12 protein-coding genes are annotated in these 19,642 nt (G+C 70.0%); 8 read left to right on the top strand and 4 right to left on the bottom strand.

The window, feature by feature from the left end; all coding sequences use genetic code 11:
• Positions 1-442 precede the first annotated feature (442 nt).
• Together ACIOFR_RS08195 and ACIOFR_RS08190 are read left to right on the top strand one after the other, a co-directional pair.
• Positions 443-3,097: an NACHT domain-containing protein gene (locus ACIOFR_RS08195; protein WP_400993476.1), complete on the top strand. Its 2,655-nt coding sequence runs from the start codon at positions 443-445 to the stop codon at positions 3,095-3,097.
• A gap of 1,264 nt (positions 3,098-4,361) precedes the next feature.
• Positions 4,362-6,635 carry a germacradienol/geosmin synthase gene (locus tag ACIOFR_RS08190; protein ID WP_400993473.1) on the top strand — a complete coding sequence of 758 codons (2,274 nt, stop codon included), beginning with the start codon at positions 4,362-4,364 and terminating at the stop codon, positions 6,633-6,635.
• A 63-nt stretch (positions 6,636-6,698) separates the two neighbouring features.
• Here ACIOFR_RS08190 and ACIOFR_RS08185 read toward each other — a convergent pair whose 3' ends face one another.
• Complete coding sequence (locus tag ACIOFR_RS08185) at positions 6,699-7,898, bottom strand: MFS transporter (RefSeq protein WP_400993470.1); 1,200 nt, start codon at positions 7,896-7,898, stop codon at positions 6,699-6,701.
• A 171-nt stretch (positions 7,899-8,069) separates the two neighbouring features.
• Between ACIOFR_RS08185 and ACIOFR_RS08180 the strand changes: the two genes are divergently transcribed.
• The gene (locus ACIOFR_RS08180) at positions 8,070-8,549 is read left to right on the top strand and encodes a MarR family winged helix-turn-helix transcriptional regulator (protein WP_400993468.1); all 480 of its coding nucleotides are present in this window, start codon (positions 8,070-8,072) and stop codon (positions 8,547-8,549) included.
• 163 nt (positions 8,550-8,712) lie between these two features.
• Here ACIOFR_RS08180 and ACIOFR_RS08175 read toward each other — a convergent pair whose 3' ends face one another.
• Positions 8,713-9,633, bottom strand: a complete 921-nt coding sequence (locus ACIOFR_RS08175) for a peptidase (protein WP_400993465.1) — start codon at positions 9,631-9,633, stop codon at positions 8,713-8,715.
• 2 nt (positions 9,634-9,635) lie between these two features.
• On the bottom strand, positions 9,636-10,982 hold the full coding sequence (locus ACIOFR_RS08170) for a VWA domain-containing protein (RefSeq protein ID WP_400993463.1): 1,347 nt from the start codon (positions 10,980-10,982) through the stop codon (positions 9,636-9,638).
• A 262-nt stretch (positions 10,983-11,244) separates the two neighbouring features.
• Here ACIOFR_RS08170 and ACIOFR_RS08165 point away from each other — a divergent pair, with 262 nt between their 5' ends.
• The 5 genes from ACIOFR_RS08165 to ACIOFR_RS08145 all read left to right on the top strand — a co-directional run bounded on the left by ACIOFR_RS08165 (position 11,245) and on the right by ACIOFR_RS08145 (position 17,844).
• Positions 11,245-11,745, top strand: coding sequence for a DUF1269 domain-containing protein (locus ACIOFR_RS08165; RefSeq protein ID WP_400993461.1), 501 nt, complete (start codon positions 11,245-11,247; stop codon positions 11,743-11,745).
• Between the two features lie 91 nt (positions 11,746-11,836).
• The gene (locus ACIOFR_RS08160) at positions 11,837-13,189 is read left to right on the top strand and encodes an FtsW/RodA/SpoVE family cell cycle protein (protein WP_400993459.1); all 1,353 of its coding nucleotides are present in this window, start codon (positions 11,837-11,839) and stop codon (positions 13,187-13,189) included.
• The gene (locus tag ACIOFR_RS08155) at positions 13,189-14,712 is read left to right on the top strand and encodes a penicillin-binding transpeptidase domain-containing protein (protein ID WP_400993457.1); all 1,524 of its coding nucleotides are present in this window, start codon (positions 13,189-13,191) and stop codon (positions 14,710-14,712) included. Before ACIOFR_RS08160 ends, ACIOFR_RS08155 begins: the two co-directional genes overlap by 1 nt.
• A gap of 205 nt (positions 14,713-14,917) precedes the next feature.
• Positions 14,918-16,405: an APC family permease gene (locus ACIOFR_RS08150; RefSeq protein ID WP_400993455.1), complete on the top strand. Its 1,488-nt coding sequence runs from the start codon at positions 14,918-14,920 to the stop codon at positions 16,403-16,405.
• Positions 16,406-16,518: 113 nt separating this feature from the next.
• Positions 16,519-17,844 carry a glycosyltransferase 87 family protein gene (locus ACIOFR_RS08145; protein WP_400993453.1) on the top strand — a complete coding sequence of 442 codons (1,326 nt, stop codon included), beginning with the start codon at positions 16,519-16,521 and terminating at the stop codon, positions 17,842-17,844.
• 28 nt (positions 17,845-17,872) lie between these two features.
• On the opposite strand, the gene ACIOFR_RS08140 is transcribed toward ACIOFR_RS08145, so the two are convergent.
• Positions 17,873-19,564, bottom strand: coding sequence for a penicillin-binding transpeptidase domain-containing protein (locus ACIOFR_RS08140; protein WP_400993451.1), 1,692 nt, complete (start codon positions 19,562-19,564; stop codon positions 17,873-17,875).
• Positions 19,565-19,642 lie beyond the last annotated feature (78 nt).

Raw genomic sequence — 19,642 nt, 5'->3', positions numbered from 1 at the left:
TCCCGCATGAGACCGAGCGTCACGGTCGCAAGCTCCAGAAGATGATCAATAGTCAACTGCTCCACTGTCGCTCCACTTAGTGGTTGCTAGATGCCCTAGGGCCGGACCCTCAGTAGATGCAACCGCCAGACAGAGATGCCAGCTCTGTGGACAATGGTGGAAGACTATGGAAAGACGTGCAAGCCTTGCGCGCTAGGGAGCACATGTGCAAGCAGACGGAACGTCTCCGGAAGCGAAATTCGGGGAATGGATGCGCCGAATCAGGGCGCGCGCCGGACAACCAACGTTTGCTGAAATTTCCGCATGCAGCGCACAAGTCTCGGACGGCAGGGCCATCCCCGTCTCAACCATCCACAAAGCCTTCGATGGGCGCCGGCTCCCTAGCCTGGACAATTCAGTTCTGATTGCACGGGCACTTGTACACCATGAGGGTGGCCGCCTCATGAGCATGACAGCCATTCGGGATGAATGCCGCAGTAGATGGCAGGATGCCCGCTACCAGATTTCGCTGCAAAGAATGCCAGGGTACGACCTCGATGATAATCGCGAGCAGGTACCCAAGGATCCCAAGGAATTCCTCACCGGTGAGGAATTCTCGTTCCTAGAGGACTATAAGAGAATTATTGCCAGGTCACTAAACCGGCTTGAGATATTCGGCGTAACCCTAAGCCGGCCTGATTTCCATTACCCGTTGAGCACGGCCTACATTAGCCTTTCCGTTTCGAGCTCCAATCTAGAGATTTTGGCAGACTCGAAGATGGGCTCCGAGCTTCGCGTCGAGGAGGCCATGGGCCCCTTGAGGAAAATCCTCATTCGGGGAGACGCCGGATCGGGGAAGACTACGCTTCTAAAAAGAGTGGCAGTTGGCTCGTCCGCATCTGATTTCTCCGACAAAATGGCAGGATGGAATGGCCTAATTCCGTTCTATATCCCCCTCCGCCATTATGCCGACCGGAGCCTCCCGAGCCCAAATGAATTCTTTGAGTATGCGGCACCGATTCTGAAGGATTCGACTCCACCCGGCTTGTCGACGAAGCTCCTGAAGTCTGGAAAGGCCGTAGTCCTTATCGACGGGATCGATGAAGTATCAAACCATCGCCGTGATGAGGTCCGCAACTGGCTAGAGCAACTCAACGTCGTTTACGAAGGCGCCAGATTCATTGTCACATCAAGGCAGGCGGCAATTCAGCACGACTGGCTGAAAGAATCAAACTTCGTCCCGCTAGAGCTTCTTCCCATGGGACTCGCCGATCAAGCGTCCTTCATTCATCATTGGCACAGTGCCATGATCTCTGGATCTTCAGATGCAGAAACTAGACTTAGTCTGGCGAACCATAAACAAGCGCTAATGGAAAAGATCTCTCAGCGCCGAGAGCTTCGTAGGATTGGCAACAACCCCTTGCTCTGCGCCCTCATCTGTGCCCTTCACTGGGATCGGGATATGCACCTTCCCGACGATCGCATGAAGCTCCTGGAAGCTGCGCTTGACATGTTGCTAGCTCGGCGGGATGTTCACCGAAATATTGTAGGCGTGGAAGGCGTCGAGATAGCCGTCCGGGTACAGGAGAGCCTACTCCAGCGCATTGCCTACTGGATGATCAGAAATGATCTTGCCGAAGTCGACCACGCCCAGGCCATTGAACGAATCACTAAGTACCTACCTGGAATGACCGATTCCCTGCAAGATCCCAAGCGCGTCTTCAGCCACCTCCTGATACGCACTGGCCTACTCCGGGTGCCCGCGCCAGGCCGCGTCGATTTCGTTCATCGATCATTCCAAGAGTACCTTGCAGCCCGCCAATTGCTCGATGAGGACGACCTGCCGTTTCTCATTAAGCATGCACATGAAGACAACTGGCAGGATGTTACGGTTATGGCCGCTGGGCACGCGCGCGAGAGCGAGCGAAACAAGCTAATTCGCGGACTGCTAAAACGAGCCTCTCGCGACAAGAAGAATAGAGCTCGCCTACTCGTGCTCGCGGTTGATAGTGTTGGAAATTCTCCAGCACTCGATCCCGACATTAGACAAGAGGCGCGTCTGAGGGCGGCTGAACTGGTTCCACCAAGCAACCTTGTGCAAGCATCGGCCTTGGCGACTCTTGGTGAGGTAGTGTTGGACCAGCTGCCGGGGCCTAGCGGCCTCACCCCTGAAGAGGCGACAGCCACACTGAGGACATGCATTCTTGTGGGGACTCCTTCATCAATGCCAATAATGGCACGATTCGCAACTAGTGCGACCCCCCAGATCGAGCGAGATCTGATTAAGGCATGGGCTGACTTCGATCGGGAGGCATATGGGCGCCTAGTTCTTTCGGAGCTTCCCTGGCATAGTCGCCTAGAGGCGACTTCGCAAGACTTTCGGCATGTAGGATTTTTTCGGAATCTAGAGTCACTTGTCGTTTTAGAGGCTCAGGCGTCATATCGAAACTTGATGGCACTGAAGAAGCTACGCCAACTGGCCGTGAAAGGCCCGCTCTCTGACTTGACTGGAATGTCCGGCCATGCATCGATTGAGCGGTTGTTTATATCCGGCTCCGGCTTCGAGGCGGCCATTTCTCAACTGGATCTTCCAAGGCTAGAATCTCTTTTCGTTGGCCGAAGTCTTAACATTGGCCGGGAAGCTCCTCTGGAAGAATACCCCTGTATCTCTCTCGTTCATTCCACGCAGGGGGGTGTGTCCAAAAGCCTGGATGATGGCGCATGGAAGCGTCTGTCTATGGAGATTTCGAAATGGCCAAAGGAAAGCCGCTCCAGGCTGAAGTCTTTGGGTTTTGATGCATGGCTCGGATCAAGCTCCGCCGTCGAGATACTTACCCTCCTTCCGGGATTGAAATGTCTATCGATTACGTCAGTAGGGATGCCTGATGCTGGCGATTTGAACAGACTTCTCGCCGTAGTCCGAAATAAATCGTCTATTGATCGAGTCATGATTCATATCGCCAACATCGGCATAGGGGGTGCCATGTCACTTAAATTTGATCTGGCGCTTATACCCACCCATCCGCATTGGGATATATCGCCACAGCATCCATTTATCCTGCCCGATCGCGGGAATGTCGGAGATGGATCGATCATGTCCTGCGTCCGAGTCTCCTGAATACTTCCTGCTGGCATGACGCCCTGGGGCGACTAGCCAGCTAGTCCTCCGCTGGCCGCCGGGAGGACGTCCTCCCCGATAGCGCGGTCCTCCCCCTGCGGGCTGGGGGCTGCGCGCCAGATGCGTGCCAGTTGGGCGGTCAGTGGCGGCTATCAAGGGCAACCGGCAAGCAGGGGTGGACGACTGGGCTGCACGCACGCGGGATCAGGACTACGCAAGTCCGGCCGCACCGCCCTCCAGAGGCGGATGTCCGGTGGCCGGCAGGTGCAAAGCTCCGCCGAGCCAGTGCGTCCGTGTGGCCCAGTGGGCGAAATCTCGCCAACTCGTTGTGATTTGGCAGCGCTTATCTGCATCGTTCTGCGCTTACTTGCTACGTCAGAGCGGATGGCCCTGAATCGGAGTTCTCCTGTCAGGGGAACGAGCGAGCGCCAGCTTGTGTCATCCGTGCTGATCAGCGTGAGCCACTTGGCCCAGTTGTTCCCGTGTCAGTGGAAGAACCGGAGACGCCGGGGCCGCGAACAACATGCGTCCTGTTCAAGGTGGTTGCCGTGCTCGGATGGCAGATGGACCTGTAGCTTCGTGGCGACCGAGGCCGACTGGCCCGAAATGAACATGCCCGCCGGCCGCATCGGCTGGACACCATGCGCGGCACAGGCGGGCACTGGATGTTCTGGATGGAGACACCCAAGATGAGTCTGACTCCTGTCCCATGCTCTCTGTCAATCCGGGAGCCTCGCCCCTGGACCGTGGCAGTGATCGTTGTCGTGGTGGTCCTCAAGGCACCTGCCTCTGAGTTGCCGCCACTGCTTCCGGGGTTGGCAGCGCTTGTGGCGCTGTTGCTGGGCAGTGGCGGTACAGCAGCGAAGTACAGCAACCGTGGCGGTCGTGGCTGACTGTCGGCGGACGCCATAGGCTGGGCGATCAGGACGTGAGACCTCAGCGACCGCCCCGCCGGTAGTTCGCATCGAGGGGGTCAGGGGTTCGAATCCCCTCAGCTCCACCCAACGGAAGTCCCGCCCGATCGTTCTGATCGGGCGGGACTTCTGCGTTGTGCGGTCGACGTGGGCGAGGGATCGGGTCGGACGGCGGGTCAGAGGGGGCGTGGGGGCGGCCCGGTGGGGGCGGGAGCGGGGAGCTTCACCCGATCGGGCGAGTTTTCGGTGGCCGTCCGGGAGGGGGCGGTGTGGCCGCCTAACCTCGTGACGGATCATCAGGCGCGCGGCCGGAGCCGTTGCCCGCCATCGTCGACGAAGGGCCGACGCACGTGTCGCAGCCGTTTGAACTGCCGGACTTCTACCTGCCGTACCCGGCCCGGCTCAACCCGCATCTGGAGGAGGCCCGGGAGCACACCAAGGGGTGGGCCCGCGGGATGGGGATGCTGGAGGGCTCGGGCGTCTGGGACGAGCACGATCTCGACTCGCACGACTACGCCCTGCTCTGTGCCTACACCCACCCCGACTGCGACGGGCCGACGCTCTCGCTGGTGACGGACTGGTACGTGTGGGTCTTCTTCTTCGACGACCACTTCCTGGAGGTCTTCAAGCGCCCGCAGGACCGCAAGGCCGGCAGGGAGTACCTCGACCGGCTGCCGGCCTTCATGCCGATGGACCTGGCGGACGGCTTCCCCGAGCCGACCAACCCGGTCGAGGCGGGCCTCGCCGACCTGTGGGCCCGCACGGTGCCGGCCATGTCGCTGGCCTGGCGCGAGCGCTTCGCCGAGAGCACCAGGAACCTGCTGGACGAGTCTGACTGGGAGCTCGCCAACATCGACATCCACCGGATCGCCAACCCGGTCGAGTACATCGAGATGCGCCGCAAAGTCGGCGGCGCGCCCTGGTCCGCCGGTCTGATCGAGTACGCGGCGCAGGCCGAGGTGCCGGCCTCGGTGGCCCACTCCCGTCCGCTGCGGGTGCTCAGGGACGCCTTCTCCGACGGCGTCCACCTGCGCAACGACCTGTTCTCCTACGAGCGGGAGATCCTGGACGAGGGCGAGCTGAGCAACGGCGTCCTGGTCCTGGAGACCTTCCTGGACTGCACCACCCAGGAGGCCGCGGACGCCGTCAACGAGCTGCTCACCTCGCGCCTCCAGCAGTTCGAGAACACCGCGCTCACCGAGCTCGGCCCGCTGTTCGCCGAGAAGGCGCTCGATCCGCCGGGCGCCGCCCGGGTGCTGGCGTACGTCAAGGGCATGCAGGACTGGCAGGCCGGCGGTCACGAGTGGCACATGCGCTCCAGCCGGTACATGAACGGCAGCGCGCAGGGCGCGGCGGCGGCCACCCGGTGGGAGCCGTACCGGATCGGCGGCATCGGCACCACGGCCGCGGACCTCGCCCGGGCCACCGGGCTGCTGGACGCGGGCAGCCGCCGGCGCAGCCACGGCCACGTGCCGTTCCAGAGGACCGGGCCCTCGCAACTGCCGGACTTCTCCATGCCGTTCCCGCTCACCCTCAGCCCGCACCTGGACCGGGCCCGGCGGAACCTGGTCGACTGGTGCCACCGGATGCGCCTGCTGGAGATCCAGCCGGGGGACCCGGGCTCGCACGTGTGGACCGAGGCGAAGCTGCTCGACTACGACCTCCCGCTGTGCGCCGCGGGCATCCACCCGGACGCCTCGCCGGAGGAGCTGGACCTCACCTCGGGCTGGCTGGCCTGGGGCACCTACGCGGACGACTACTACCCGGTGGTCTTCGGCCGCACCCGGGACCTGGCCGGCGCGAGGGCCGCCACCGAGCGGCTGGCGGCCTTCATGCCGGTCGGGGGCGAGCCCGTCCCGGTGCCGCTGACCGCGATGGAGCGGGGCCTGGCCGACCTCTGGGAGCGGACGGCGGCCCCGATGCCGGTCGGGCACCGCCGCAGGTTCCGCCGGACCGTCGAGGACATGACCGCCAGCTGGCTGTGGGAGCTGGCCAACCAGGCGCAGAACCGTATCCCCGATCCGGTGGACTACCTGGAGATGCGCCGGGCGACCTTCGGCTCCGACCTCACCATGAGCCTGTGCCGCCTCGCGCACGGGGACGAGGTCCCGCCGGAGATCTACCGGAGCGGGCCGATGCGTTCGCTGGAGAACGCGGCCGCCGACTACGCCTGCCTGGTCAACGACGTCTTCTCGTACCAGAAGGAGGTCGAGTACGAGGGCGAGTTCCACAACGCCGTCCTGGTGGTGCAGAACTTCTTCGACTGCGACTACCCGACCGGGCTGGGCATGGTCCACGCGCTGATGACCTCGCGGATGGAGCAGTTCCAGCACGTCGCCGGGACGGAGCTGCCCCTGCTGTACGAGGGGTACGAACTGGGCCCGCGGGCGCGGGAGATCCTCGACGGCTACGTGAAGGAGCTGGAGAACTGGCTCTCCGGCATCCTCAAGTGGCACCAGGACTGCCGCCGGTACGGCGAGGCGGACCTGGTCCGGCACTTCGCCCCCGAGTTCCCCGGCCGGGTCAGGCCGGCGGCGGCCCCGGGCGGGGCGGACCGGTTCGCCCCGAGCGGGCTCGGCACCTCGGCCGTCCGCATCCTCGAACTGCTCGGCACCGGCCGCTGAGCCCCGGGCCCCTGCCGCCCCCGCCCCCGCCCCAGCCGCCGCGGTGCGGGCGGCAGGCCGGCCTCAGCCGACCGGTGCGGGCTCTGGACGGCCGGCGGTCGGTGCCGCGGCCCGGGTCCGGCGCTCCAGGAGGACCGAGACGACGGCGAGGACCAGGGCGGACGCCGCCAGCAGGGCGCCGACCCAGTTGGGGGCGGTGGCGCCGAGCCCGGCCGTGAGGACCAGACCGCCGAGCCAGGCGGCGAGGGCGTTGCCCAGGTTGAAGGCGCCGATGTTGACGGCCGAGGCGAGGGTGGGGGCGTCGGCCGTCTGGTCCAGGACGCGCTTCTGCAGCGGCGGGACGGTGGCGAAGCCGAAGGCGCCGATCAGCGGGATGGTGATCGCGGCGAGCGGCTTGCTGTGCGCGGTGACGGTGAACAGGGCGAGGACCACCGCGAGCGAGCCGAGGGCCACGAAGAGCATCGGCATCAGCCGGCGGTCGGCGTAGCGGCCGCCGACCAGGTTCCCGGCCACCATGCCGAGCCCGAAGAGCACCAGCAGCCAGGTCACCGAGCCGTCCGCGTACCCGGCGGCCCCGGTCATCATCGGCGCGATGTAGGTGATGGCGGCGAACACGCCGCCGAAGCCGAGCACGGTCATCGCCATCGCCAGCACCACCTGGACGTTGCGGAACGCGGCCAGTTCGCGCCGGATCCGGGCCTCGCCGCGGCGGGGCGGCTCGTCCTGCGGGATGAGCGCGGCGACGCCGAGCAGCCCGAGCACGCCGAGTCCGGCCACCAGGGCGAAGGTGAAGCGCCAGCCGAGCTGCTGGCCGATCAGGGTGCCGAGCGGGACGCCGACCACGTTGGCCACGGTCAGGCCGGTGAACATCAGGGCGATGGCGCCGGCCTGCTTGTGCGGCGCGACGAGCCGGGCGGCGACGATCGAGCCGATGCCGAAGAACGTGCCGTGGGCGAGCGAGGCGATCACCCGGCCGGTGAGCATCACCCCGATGGTGGGGGCGACGGCGGAGACCAGGTTGCCGGCGATGAACAGGCCCATCAGGGCCGTCAGCATCCGCTTGCGGCTGATCCGGGTGCCGATCACGGCGAGCAGGGGGGCGCCGACCACCACGCCGAGGGCGTAGCCGGTGGTGAGCAGTCCGGCGGTGGGGATGGAGACGCCGTAGGACGCGGCGACGTCCGGCAGCAGTCCCATGATCACGAATTCGGTGGTGCCGATGCCGAAGGCGCCGATGGTGAGCGCCAGGAGGGCGAGTGGCATGGCGAGGCCTCTCGGTGTTGTCGCGGGCGGGGTTGACGGGCTCCGACAGTAATTGCAGACGCCGATACTTGCAAGCGCTGTCTATTGCTTACGCCGTATGTGCGCGTCCGCCGTCTCTTGCGGACGTCGACTACCCTGGCGGTACGACCCCGAAGGGAGCTGGTGGTCCCGATGACACGACCGCAGCCCGGTCTGGCCCAGGGCTGGTGCGCCCTGTCCGCCCTGCACGGCCGGATCGAGACGCACGTGGAGCGGGCGCTGCAGGCCTCGCACGAGCTGAGCGTCCGCGAGTTCTCGCTGCTGGAGGTGCTCAGCGCGCAGCACGAGGGCGAGGGCGGCCACTTCCGGATGCACGAGCTGGCCGACGCCGTGGTGCTGAGCCAGAGCGCGACCACCCGCCTGGTCTCCCGGCTGGAGGAGCGCGGCCTGCTCACCCGTTACCTGTGCGCCACCGACCGCCGGGGCATCTACACCGACGTGACCTCGACCGGGCTCGCCCTGCTGGAGCAGGCCCGCCCGGTCAACGACGCGGCGCTGCGGGAGGCCCTGGCCGCCGCCGAACAGCGGGCCGAGCTGGCGCCGCTGGTCGCCGCCGTCCGCGCCCTGGACGTACCGGGACCGGCACCGCGCCGGCCCGCGCCGGTCGGCTGAACGGCCGACGGGGCACGACTGCGGAGGACGGCCGCGGAGGACGACCGCCGGGGACGGCGACCACGGAGCGCATGCCGAAGGCCCGGCCGGAGTGGATCCGGCCGGGCCTTCGGTGTGCGGTGGACCGCCGGTCGTCAGGGCTGCGACCCCGGGCCCTGCGGTGTCACGACCGGTACGGGTCGTGCTGGGGCGCCTGCGTCTGGCGGGGCACCGGCGCCGGGCCGGCCGGGCGCCGCCCGCGCGGGTGGCGGGTCAGGGTGTAGCCCGCGACCCCGGCCAGGGCGGCCAGGGCGCCGCCCGCCAGCGTCCAGAACCAGCGGGTGTTCCAGCCGGAGAAGATGTCCGAGTACCAGTGGGACTCGGGCTCGACCGGCGCGGCGGCCCGGGTGGTGGAGGCGGACGGGGCGGCGGTGGCCCCGGCGGCGGCGGTGGCGCCGGCGTTGACCGGCGGCACCAGCGGAGCCTTCAGCGAGCCGCCCTCCGGCTGGGCGTCGTCCGCCCCGCCCTTGGCGGTGACGTGCAGCTGCACCTGGGCGGCCAGGCCCAGGTCCTGCTGCGGGACGTCGGCGACCGACAGCCGGACGTAGTACGTGCCCGGCAGCGGGTCACCGGACCACGGCTCGGCCCAGGACCGGATCTGCCGCAGCGTGCAGCTCAGCGCCACCGTGGCGGCGCTCTGCTGGGCGGTGGCGTCCTGTGGCCCGGCGGTGCAGGACTGGCGGCGGCGCAGGCCGTCGAACAGCTCCACCGACCAGGTCTGCGGCCCGGTGCGGTCGGCCGAGGGCGGCAGGGTGACGGTGACCTGCACGGTGTCGGTCTGGCCCTCGGAGGCGGCGAACGCCCAGTACAGGTAGTCGCCGGTGGAGGCGGCCACCTTGGCGTCCTGCCCGGGGGCCAGGGTGGCCGCGGTCAGGAAGGTGGTGCCCGCGGTGGTCACCGGACCGGCCGACGTCGACGCGGACGGCGAGGGGGAGGCGGAGGGCGAGGCGGCCGAGGCCGCCGGTGCGGCCAGGGCGGTCAGGCCCAGGGCGAGCGCGGAGGCCGCGAGGGCCGGGGCGCGCAGGGCGGTGGGTGTCGTACGCATCGTCAGTTCTCCCGCCAGACGGCGATTCGCCAGCGTGCCACCCAGCCGAAGACCAGCCCGGTGAGCAGCCCGGCCAGGGTCAGCGTGAGCAGCAGGATCCAGCCGCGGCCGAGGCCCATGGCCGGACCGTCGGGGGCGGGCGAGGCGGCTGCCACGTCCACGGTCAGCTCCAGCGGCAGTCCGGGTTCGGCCTGCACGCCCGCCTGGGCGGCGAAGGAGTTGCTGACGATCAGGCAGACCGTGCCGTCGGCGCCGGGCTTGCCGGTCGCGGACGGGGAGGCGCTCCGGGAGCCGTCCGTGGTGCCGGGGGCGGACCAGCGCACGCCGGTGGAGGCGACGTCGGTGCGTCCGCTGCCGGCGTCGGTGCCGCGGACGAGCTCCTGGCCGGCCGCGTCGGTGGCCTGGAGCAGCACCCCGTAGTCCCGGGCGACCGCCCGGTCGGGGGTGACGCTGACCGAGGCGCGCAGCTCCTGGCCGGGCTTGACGGGCACCCGGTACACGCGGTGCTCGGAGAACTTCTCACGGTCCGCGTAGACGCCCGGGGTGAGCACCGGCGCGGTCTCGCACTTGTCGGTGCCGGTGGTCTTGGCCGGCGTCACGTTGTGGGTCTCGGCGGCCCGGCCGACCAGCTGCGTCACCTTCTGGGTCAGCTGCTCCTGGGTGCGGACGTCGGTGTAGGTGCCGCCGGTCGCGTTGGCGATGCACAGCAGCTGCTGGCGGGTCTTGTCGTCGTGCGCCAGGCCGAGGGTGTCGACCACCAACGGGATGCCCCGGGCGGCGAGTTCGCGCGCCACGTCGCACGGGTCCGGCGGGGCGCAGGAGTCCTCGCCGTCGGTGATCAGCACCACCCGGCGGGTGGTCGGGCCGTCACCGAGGTCCTGGGCGGCGCCGCGCAGGGCGAGCCCGATCGGGGTCCAGCCGGTGGGGCGCAGGGTGGCCACCGCGGTCTTCGCCTCGACCTTGTTGGTCTTCCCGACCGGGAAGAGCTGCTTGGTGTCCTTGCAGCCCTCGGCCTTGTCGCCGCCGGGGTAGGTGGCGCCCAGGGTGCGGATGCCGAAGTCGGTCTCGGCCGGGAGCGCGTCGATGACCTCGCTCAGGGACTTCTGGGCGACCGAGATCCGGCTCTTGCCCTGGATGTCCTCGGCCCGCATGGAGCCGCTGACGTCGAGGACGAGGTCGACCTTGGGTGCCTCGCGGGTGGCGGCAGCGCCGCCGCTGGGTTCGTCGGCGTGTGCCGGCAGACCGCTGAGTACCGCACCGGCGGCTATCGCCAGTGCGGCCAGCAGGCCTGCCGGCCGGGCCGGCCGTCGGGATCGGGTGTTGGTCACGGCTCGAATCCTATGGATCATCAGTTGGGAACGCCCAATGCGGACCGTTCCGCGAACCACCGTGCGGGGAACGCGGGCGAGGGGGAGCCGGTGAGGCCGGGCGGGGTCGGCGAGCGGTACGGCCGGCGCGGCGCCGGTGGCGGGCCGGCGCGCCGCGTGGTGGCCCGGCGGGGCCGTGCGGGCAATCGCGGACACACCGGTAGGAACCCCTATAAATATGGCTAATCCTCGTTAGGGTGCTCGCAGAGCCGAGCCCCTCGTGCACCAGTGGGAAGGACCACCCGTGAGCAACCTCTTCGCGATCGCCTATCCGGACCTCGCCACCGCCCAGCAGGTCCGCGAGGAGGCGATCGGCCTGCAGAAGCAGCGGTTGATCGAGCTGGAGGACATCGTCGTGGTGGAACGCCGCGAGGACGGCCGGATCAAGCTGCACCAGGCGGTCTCCACCACCGGCGCGGGCGCCGCCTCCGGCGCGCTGTGGGGCGGGGTGATCGGACTGCTGTTCTTCATGCCGTTCCTGGGGGCGGCGATCGGCGGCGCCACCGGGGCGGCGGTCGGCGCCGCGACGGACGTCGGCGTCGACGACACCTTCATGCGGCAGGTCGGCGAGAACCTGGCGCCGGGCAGCGCCGCGGTGTTCCTGCTGGTCCGCAGGGCCACCGCGGACAAGGTCGTCCCGGCGCTGGCCCGTTTCGGCGGCCGGATCCTGCAGACCTCGCTGACCGGTGAGGAGGAGGAGCACCTGCGCGAGGCCGTCAGGGCGGCGCAGGGCTCCACGGTCTGACCCGAGGTCATCGTCCGGGGCGGACGGTCCGGTGCCCGATCGCCCGCACCGCATCCCCGCCGCAGGATCCCCGCCGCAGGACAGGACGCCCGTGGCCACACCCTCAGCGACCGCCCGGGCCGGCGCCCCCTCGGGGCGGCCGGTCCGGACCCGCCGCAACACCGAACTCGCGCTGCTGGTCGCGGCGGTGCTGATCTCCGTCTTCGGCTACGTCGAGGTCGGGGTGAACATCGACGGCAGCGCGCCCGCGGACGTGGCCGGCTACGGGATCGCGCTGGGGGTGCTCGCGCTGCTGGCGCACGCCGTGGTGCGTTGGCGGACGCCGTACGCGGACCCGCTGCTGCTGCCGATCGCGATCCTGCTCAACGGCATCGGACTGGTCGTCATCTACCGGCTCGACCGGGCCACCCCGCGGAGCTCGGCGGCCCCCACCCAGCTGCTCTGGTCCGCCCTCGGGGTGGCCCTGTTCATCGCGGTGGTGCTGTTCCTGCGCGACCACCGGATCCTGCAGCGCTACGCCTACGTCGGCGCCCTGGTCGCGCTGGTGCTGCTGGTGCTGCCGATCGCCTTCCCGCCGGTGTACGGCTCGCGGATCTGGATCACCATCGGGCCGCTGTCCTTCCAGCCGGGGGAGTTCGCGAAGATCCTGCTGGCGGTCTTCTTCGCCGCCTACCTCGCCGTGCACCGGGACGCGCTCGCCCTGACCGGCCGCAGGGTGCTGTGGTTCCAGCTGCCGCGCGGGCGGGTGCTGGGCCCGGTGCTGCTGATCTGGGCGGCGTTCGTCGGAGTCCTGGTGCTGGAGACCGACCTCGGCACCTCGCTGCTGTTCTTCGGCCTGTTCGTGGTGATGCTGTACGTGGCCACCGCCCGTACCGGCTGGATCGCCATCGGGCTCTTCCTGGCGGCGGTCGGCGCGGTCGGGGTGGGCTGGCTCTCCCCGCACGTGCACGGCCGGGTGACCGACTGGCTGGACCCGCTCGGCTCGATCGCGGCCGGCCGGGGGGCCAACCAGATCGCCCAGTCGCTGTTCGCCTTCGCCTGGGGCGGACTGCTCGGCACCGGCCTCGGCCTCGGCCGGTCGATCCTGATCGGCTTCGCGGCCAAGTCGGACTTCATCCTGGCCACCGTCGGGGAGGAGCTGGGGCTGGCCGGCCTGATGGCGCTGCTGCTGCTCTACGCGCTGCTGATCTCGCGGGGTTTCAGGACCGGCATCGCGCTGCGGGATCCGTTCGGCCGGCTGCTGGCGATCGGCCTGGCCGCCATCGTCGGCCTGCAGGTCTTCGTGGTGGCCGGCGGGGTGCTCGACCTGATCCCGCTGACCGGGATGACCCTGCCCTTCATCGCGCAGGGCGGCTCGTCCGTGGTGACCAACTGGATCATCGTCGCGCTGCTGGTGCGGATGAGCGACGTGGCCCGCCGCCCGCCGCCGGCCGAGGAGGTCTGATGCGCCGTCGGGAGCGGGCGACGGGCGACTCCGCGGGCGGGCCGCAGGGCCTGCCGGGGATCTCCACCACCGGCCGGCGGGCCGGCACCTTCTGCGTGCTGCTCATCGTGGCCCTGGCCGCGCAGGCGACCCGGGTGCAGGTCTTCCAGAAGCACGAGCTGGACCACAACGCGGCCAACCAGCGGCTCACCATCCAGCGTTACGACCAGCCCCGCGGCAACATCCTGGTGGCGGGCGAGCCGGTGACCGGCTCCGAGCCGACCGGCGGCCGCTACGACTACCGGCGCACCTACCCCCACGGCTCCCGGTACGCCGCCGTCACCGGCTTCTCCTCCCAGACCTACGGCAACACCCAGCTCGAAGGGGTCTACGACGACCTGCTCTCCGGCACCGACAGCCGGCTCGCGAGCTGGGCGCTCTGGGACGCGGTCGCCCGCCGGCAGAACCCGGGCGGCGACGTCCACACCACGATCGACCCGGCGGCCCAGCAGGCGGCGCTCACCGGGCTCGGCCGCCAGCAGGGCGCGGTCGTCGCGCTCGAACCGGCCACCGGCCGGATCCTGGCGCTGGCCAGCACGCCCTCGTACGACCCGGGCAGCTTCGCCGGGTCGGGCGCCGCCGACCAGCAGGCCTGGGACCGGCTGCAGGCCGACACCGACCAGCCCATGCTGAACCGGGCGTTGCGGCAGATCTACCCGCCCGGCTCCACCTTCAAGGTGGTCACCGCGGCGGCCGCGCTGGCGAACGGGGTGGTCGAGGACATCGACGCGCCGACCGGCGCGCCCTCCCCGTACGTGCTGCCGGGCACCACCACCACGCTGGTCAACGACACCTCGGCGTGCGACCGGCCGAACCTGTCGCTGAACACCGCGATGGTGCTCTCCTGCAACAGCGTGCTGGGCTACCTGGGGGTGCAGGTGGGGTTGGAGGGGATGGTGTCGATGGCCGAGAAGTTCGGCTTCAACGACGCCGAGCTGGACGTCCCGGTGCGGGCCGCGCGCAGCAACTTCGACACCGCGATGAACGAGTCCCAGCTCGCGCTCTCCTCGATCGGCCAGTACGACACCGCGGCGACCCCGCTGGTGATGGCGATGGTCGCGGCGGGGGTCGCCAACGGCGGGCGGGTGATGCATCCACAGCTTGTGGACAAGCTGACGAAGAGCGACGGCAGCTCCGTCCAGGTCATGGAGCCGGTCGTCTACCGGGAGGCGATGAGCGCCGCGGTGGCCGGACAGGTGCAGCGGCTGATGATCGACGTGGTGGAGGACGGCACGGGCCGCAACGCCCGGATCCCCGGGGCCACCGTCGGCGGCAAGACCGGCACCGCCCAGCACGGGGTCGGCAACGCCGGGACGCCGTTCGCCTGGTTCATCTCCTGGGCCCGGCCGAGCGGCTCTGACGCGGTGCCGCCGGTCGCGGTGGCCGTGGTGGTCGCCGACAGCGACGCCACCGACGTGACCGGCGGCAGACTGGCGGCACCGATCGCCAAGTCGGTCATGCAGGCCGTGCTGAACGGCCACTGACCGGGACTCGCTGCGCGAGATGTCCGAATTGTCGGGTCGGATGTGACGATCCGTACAAGGCGGACCCCGCCGCGTACCGTTTGCGCCACTGGTGCATTCGCGGGGTACTGTCCCATCTTTGTTCGGTTGGTCCCGAATGGCACCCACGGGCGGCCGGTGACCAGTCGAACGACCACCCTCGACCCCCGCCCAGAAAGGCCGCGCTTTGGCCAGCACCACCGACCTCGGCCGGCAAGTCCTCAGACGCAAGCCCGTCGCCGCCCTGCTCGCCGAGAGCGAGGGCCGCGAACCGCTCCCCACCGGGGCGCCGGAGGGCGGCGGCCGCTCCGGCATACACCTGCGCCGCTCGATCGGCCTCTGGCAACTGTCCGCGATCGGCATCGGCGCGACCGTCGGCACCGGCATCTTCTTCGTGCTCAGCGACGCGGTGCCGCAGGCCGGTCCGGCCGTCATCGTCTCGTTCCTGCTGGCCGCCGTCACGGCCGGGCTGACCGCCCTGTGCTACGCCGAGATGGCCTCCGCCATCCCGGTCTCGGGCTCCTCGTACTCCTACGCGTACGCGACCATGGGCGAGGTGGTCGCGTTCGGCGTCGGCGTCTGCCTGCTGCTGGAGTACGGCGTGTCCGCCTCGGCGATCGCGGTCAGCTGGGGCGAGTACCTCAACAAGTTCGCCGACCTGGTCCTCGGCGTCCGGATCCCGGCCGCGCTGGCGGACCCGCCCGGCGGCGGCGGGTACTTCAACCTGCCGGCCGTGATCCTGGTCGCCATGGTGGTGACCCTGCTGATCCGCGGGGTCAGCGAGTCGGTCAAGGTCAACACCGTCATGGTGGCGATCAAGATCGCGATCCTGGTGCTCTTCGTGGCGATCGGCCTGACCGGCTTCCAGGCCGACAACCTCAGCAACTTCGCCCCGCACGGGTGGGGCGGCGTCAGTGCGGCGGCCTCCAGCATCTTCTTCTCGTTCATCGGCCTGGACGCCGTCTCCACCGCCGGCGAGGAGGTCAAGAACCCGCGCCGGACCCTCCCGATGGCGATCATCATCGCCCTGCTGGTGGTCACCCTGCTGTACGTCGCGGTCGCGATCACCGCGGTCGGCGCCCAGCCCTGGCAGGACTTCGAGGGGCAGAAGGCCGGTCTGGCGCAGATCCTCCAGGACGTCACCGGGCAGACCTGGCCCGCCACCGTGTTCGCGCTCGGTGCGATCGTCTCGATCTTCAGCATCACCCTGGTGGTGATCTACGGCCAGACCCGGATCCTCTACTCGATGGGCCGCGACGGCATGCTGCCCCAGCGCTTCGCCTCGGTCTCGCCGCGCACCGGAACCCCGGTCTGGAACACCCTGGTGGTCGGCGCGGGCGTCGCCCTGCTGGCCGCCTTCGTCCCGCTGGACGTGCTGACCGACCTCACCAGCCTGGGCACCCTGGTGGCCTTCTCGGTGGTCTCGATCGGCGTCATGGTCCTGCGCCGCACCCAGCCCGACCTGCCGCGCGGCTTCAAGGTCCCGCTGTTCCCGGTCGTCCCGCTGGCCAGCCTGGGCTTCTGCATCTACCTGATCAAGGGCCTGCACGGCACCACCTTCGCCGCCTTCGGCGTCGCGCTGGCGCTCGCCGCGGTCGTCTACTTCGGCTACAGCGTCAAGCACTCGCGGCTCGCCGGGGCCGCCTTTGACCAGGCCCCGACCGGGGACAACTGACCAGGTCCGGGGCGGCCGGTGCGAGCCGGCCGCCCCGGTTCCGGCGGAAGATCCACAGAACAACCGCGCCGAGTGCGGGGACACCGCACACTCGACGCCCTAATCTTCCTGACATGGTGAGCACACGTCCGCCGTTCTCGGCAGAGAAGGCCAGCTGCGCCGTGCACGGCCCGCCCGGGCGGGGCGGCGACGGCCGGGTGCCCCGGCAGCGCGGCCGCGACGGCCGCGGGCCCGGCGGATGGGCCCGGCGCCAAGGCGTCCAGGCCCTGGGCTGCGCGGTCGCCGCGGGCTGGGCCGGAGCCTTCCCGCTCGTCTCCGACCTGCCGAACCAGGTGTTCTGGGGCACCGTCGCCGCCCCGACCTACGCCCTCGCCGCGGTGCTGTGCCTCACCCTCCCACCCCGGTACGGCCCCCGGGCCGCCGCCCTGGTCGCGCTGGTCGGCGCCGTGCTCACGCCGCTGATCCTGCTCGCGCTCAAGGGCCGGCACCAGTCCGAGGTGATGGTGGTCGAGCGCTCCGCCCGGCTGCTGCTGCACACCGGCAGCCCGTACCTGGCCGACCCCGTCGTGGTCTCCGACTACAACCCCTACCTGCCGGCGATGGCCCTGTTCGGACTGCCCCGGGCGGCCCTGGGCAACGCCAACGCCTTCACCCAGGTGCTCGGCGACGCCCGGATCTGGTTCGCGCTCACCCTGCTGGTCTGCCTGCTGGCCTGCTGGCGGCTGCTGCGCCCGGCGACACCGGGCCGCGCCGCCCTGCTGCCGCTCGCCGCGCTGACCGCCTCACCGCTGATCGCCCTGGCCCTCGCCGTCGGCGGGGTCGACCTGCCGCTGATCGGCGTCTGCTGCCTGGCGATGGCCCTGGCGGCCCGCGGGCGCCCCGTCCCCGCGGGGCTGGTGCTCGCGCTGGCCTGCACCCTCAAGTGGACCGCCTGGCCCGCCCTGCCGGTGGCCCTGCTGCTGATCTGGCGGCTGCACGGCCGCCGGCCCGCGGCCCGGGCCGCCGCGGTCTCCCTCTCGGTCAGCGTCGCCGTGATCCTCCCGGTCGCGCTGACCTCGGCGACGGCGCTGCGCGAACAGGTGGTCCGCTTCCCGCTCGGGCTGACGGCCGTGCACACCCCGGCCGGCAGCCCGCTGCCCGGCAAGATCCTCGCCGGGCTCGGCCCGACCGGGCACACCATCTCGCTCACCCTGCTCTGCCTGGCCGGCCTGGCCGTCGCGCTCTGGCTGCTGGCCTACCCGCCGACCTCGGCGGTGGCCGCCTGCGACCTGCTGGCGGCGGGTCTCGCGGTGGCGTTCATGCTGGCCCCGGCCGGCCGCTTCGGGTACCTGGCGCTGCCGGCCGTCCTGGTGCTGTGGCCCCGGCTCGCCGCCGGCAGCTGGAGCCGGCGGATCCAGGACGGCCGGGAGCCGGCCCCGGCGGTCCTCGCCGCGGCCTGAGGCGCGCGCCCCGGCCGCGGCGGGGCGGTCAGCCGTTCCCGAGCTGGAGCAGCTTGACGGCGGCCGGTCCGGCGGCGTCCGCACCGTGCCCGCCGCTCTCGACCTCGGCGGCGACCGCGAGGTTGCCCCGGAAGGCGGTGAACCAGCTGTTGCTGGCGGCCTGGTTGCCGACCTCCGCGGTGCCGGTCTTGGCGCCGGCGCCCGAGGCCATGCCGGACATCAGCTTCGCGGCGGTGCCGGTGCGCACGGTCTCGTTCATCACCGTCCGCAGCCCGGACAGCACCTCGCCGGAGAGCTGGCGCTTGGCCGGGGCCTGGGGGAGACCGGCGACCAGGATCGGCTGGCGGAACGTCCCGTTCTGCACGGTGGCCGCGACCGAGGCCATCGCCAGCGAGTTGGTCTGGATCCGGCCCTGGCCGATGAACTCCGACACCTTGTCGGTCGCGCCGTTCGGCGCCGGGACGACGGTGTCGAAGTTGGACAGGCCGGTCTGCCAGACCAGCCCGAGGCCGAAGACGTCCTTGGCCATGCTCGGCAGGGTGTCGTCCTTCAGTCGGGTGTTGCCCTCGTTGATGAAGGCCGTGTTGCAGGACTGCGCGAAGTCCTGGCGGAACTTGAAGTCGAGGTGCGGTTCCTTGAAGTCGTTGGCGAACGCGCGGCCGCCCACGGTGGTGCCGTCCGGGCAGGCCACCGGGGTGTCCGGGGTGACCCCGGCCTCCATCAGCGCCGCCGAGGTGAGGATCTTCATGGTGGAGCCGGGGGCGATCGCCCCCAGGAAGGCCCGGTTCTGACCGGTGGCCGGAGCGTTGGCGACGGCCAGGATGTTGCCGGTGCTGGGCTCCACGGCCACGAGCGAGGCCTTCAGGGTGCCGCCCTTCGAGGCCTCCTGCACGGCGGCCTCGGCGGCCTTCTGGAGGTCGGCGTCGATGGTCAGCCGCAGCGGGGGAGCGGGCTTGGGTTCGACGAGGGTGAAGACCGTCTCCGGCTTCGCCTTGCCCGCGTCGTCACTGATCACCACGGCGGTGCCGGACTCGGCCGAGCCCTCGGGAGCGGGCGCCTTGATCTGGGCCAGCAGCGGGGTGATCGAGGCGGAGATCAGCGGCCGGCCCTTGCGGTCGGCCACCGAGCTGGTGGTGGCGGTGACCGGCTTGACCGCGATCGACTCGCCCGGGCCGAGCTTGGGGTGGATCACCGACGGGGTCCAGTGCACGGCGGCCTTGCCGTCGCTCATCTTCACCATGCCGAGCACGCCGTCGTACGTCCAGGGGGTACCGGTCTGGGTGAACTCCACCTTGGCCTTGAAGGTCAGCGGCACCTGGTTGGCGGGCGGCGGGGTCGCCGCGGCGCTCGGGCTCGCGCCGGCGGCGGGCGCGCCGGAGGCGGCGGGGGCGGCCGCCGCCGGGCCGCCGGGGGTGAGGGTGACCGCGCTGGGGTTCACCTTCTGCCGGAACGCCGTCAGGGTGGCGACCGCCGTCTCCGGGGTGTCGGTCAGCGCGCCGGCCGCCTCCAGGTCGCCCTTGGCCCAGGCCTCCAGGAAGGCCTTGGCGCCGGCGGCGGCCTGGTCGGCCGCGGGCGCCTCGGCGACCACCGTGCGCGGCTTCTTCGACGTACCGGAGTCGCCGCCGGTCACCGCGGTCGCGATGTTGTAGGCCCCGTAGCTCGCCCCCGCTAGCATGACGGCGGCGACCGCACTGATCCCGATCTTGGCGCCCTTGTTCATGGTGTGCGTCCCCCGTGTGGTCAGGCCGATGGCTCGGCCCTGACACGGTACGCGGCGGCCGTGCGTGCACTCGCGACA

Source organism: Kitasatospora sp. NPDC088346, assembly GCF_044740765.1.
Lineage (GTDB): Bacteria > Actinomycetota > Actinomycetes > Streptomycetales > Streptomycetaceae > Kitasatospora.
Note: the sequence above shows the minus strand (reverse complement) of the source record. Positions and strands in the feature narration are given on the sequence as shown.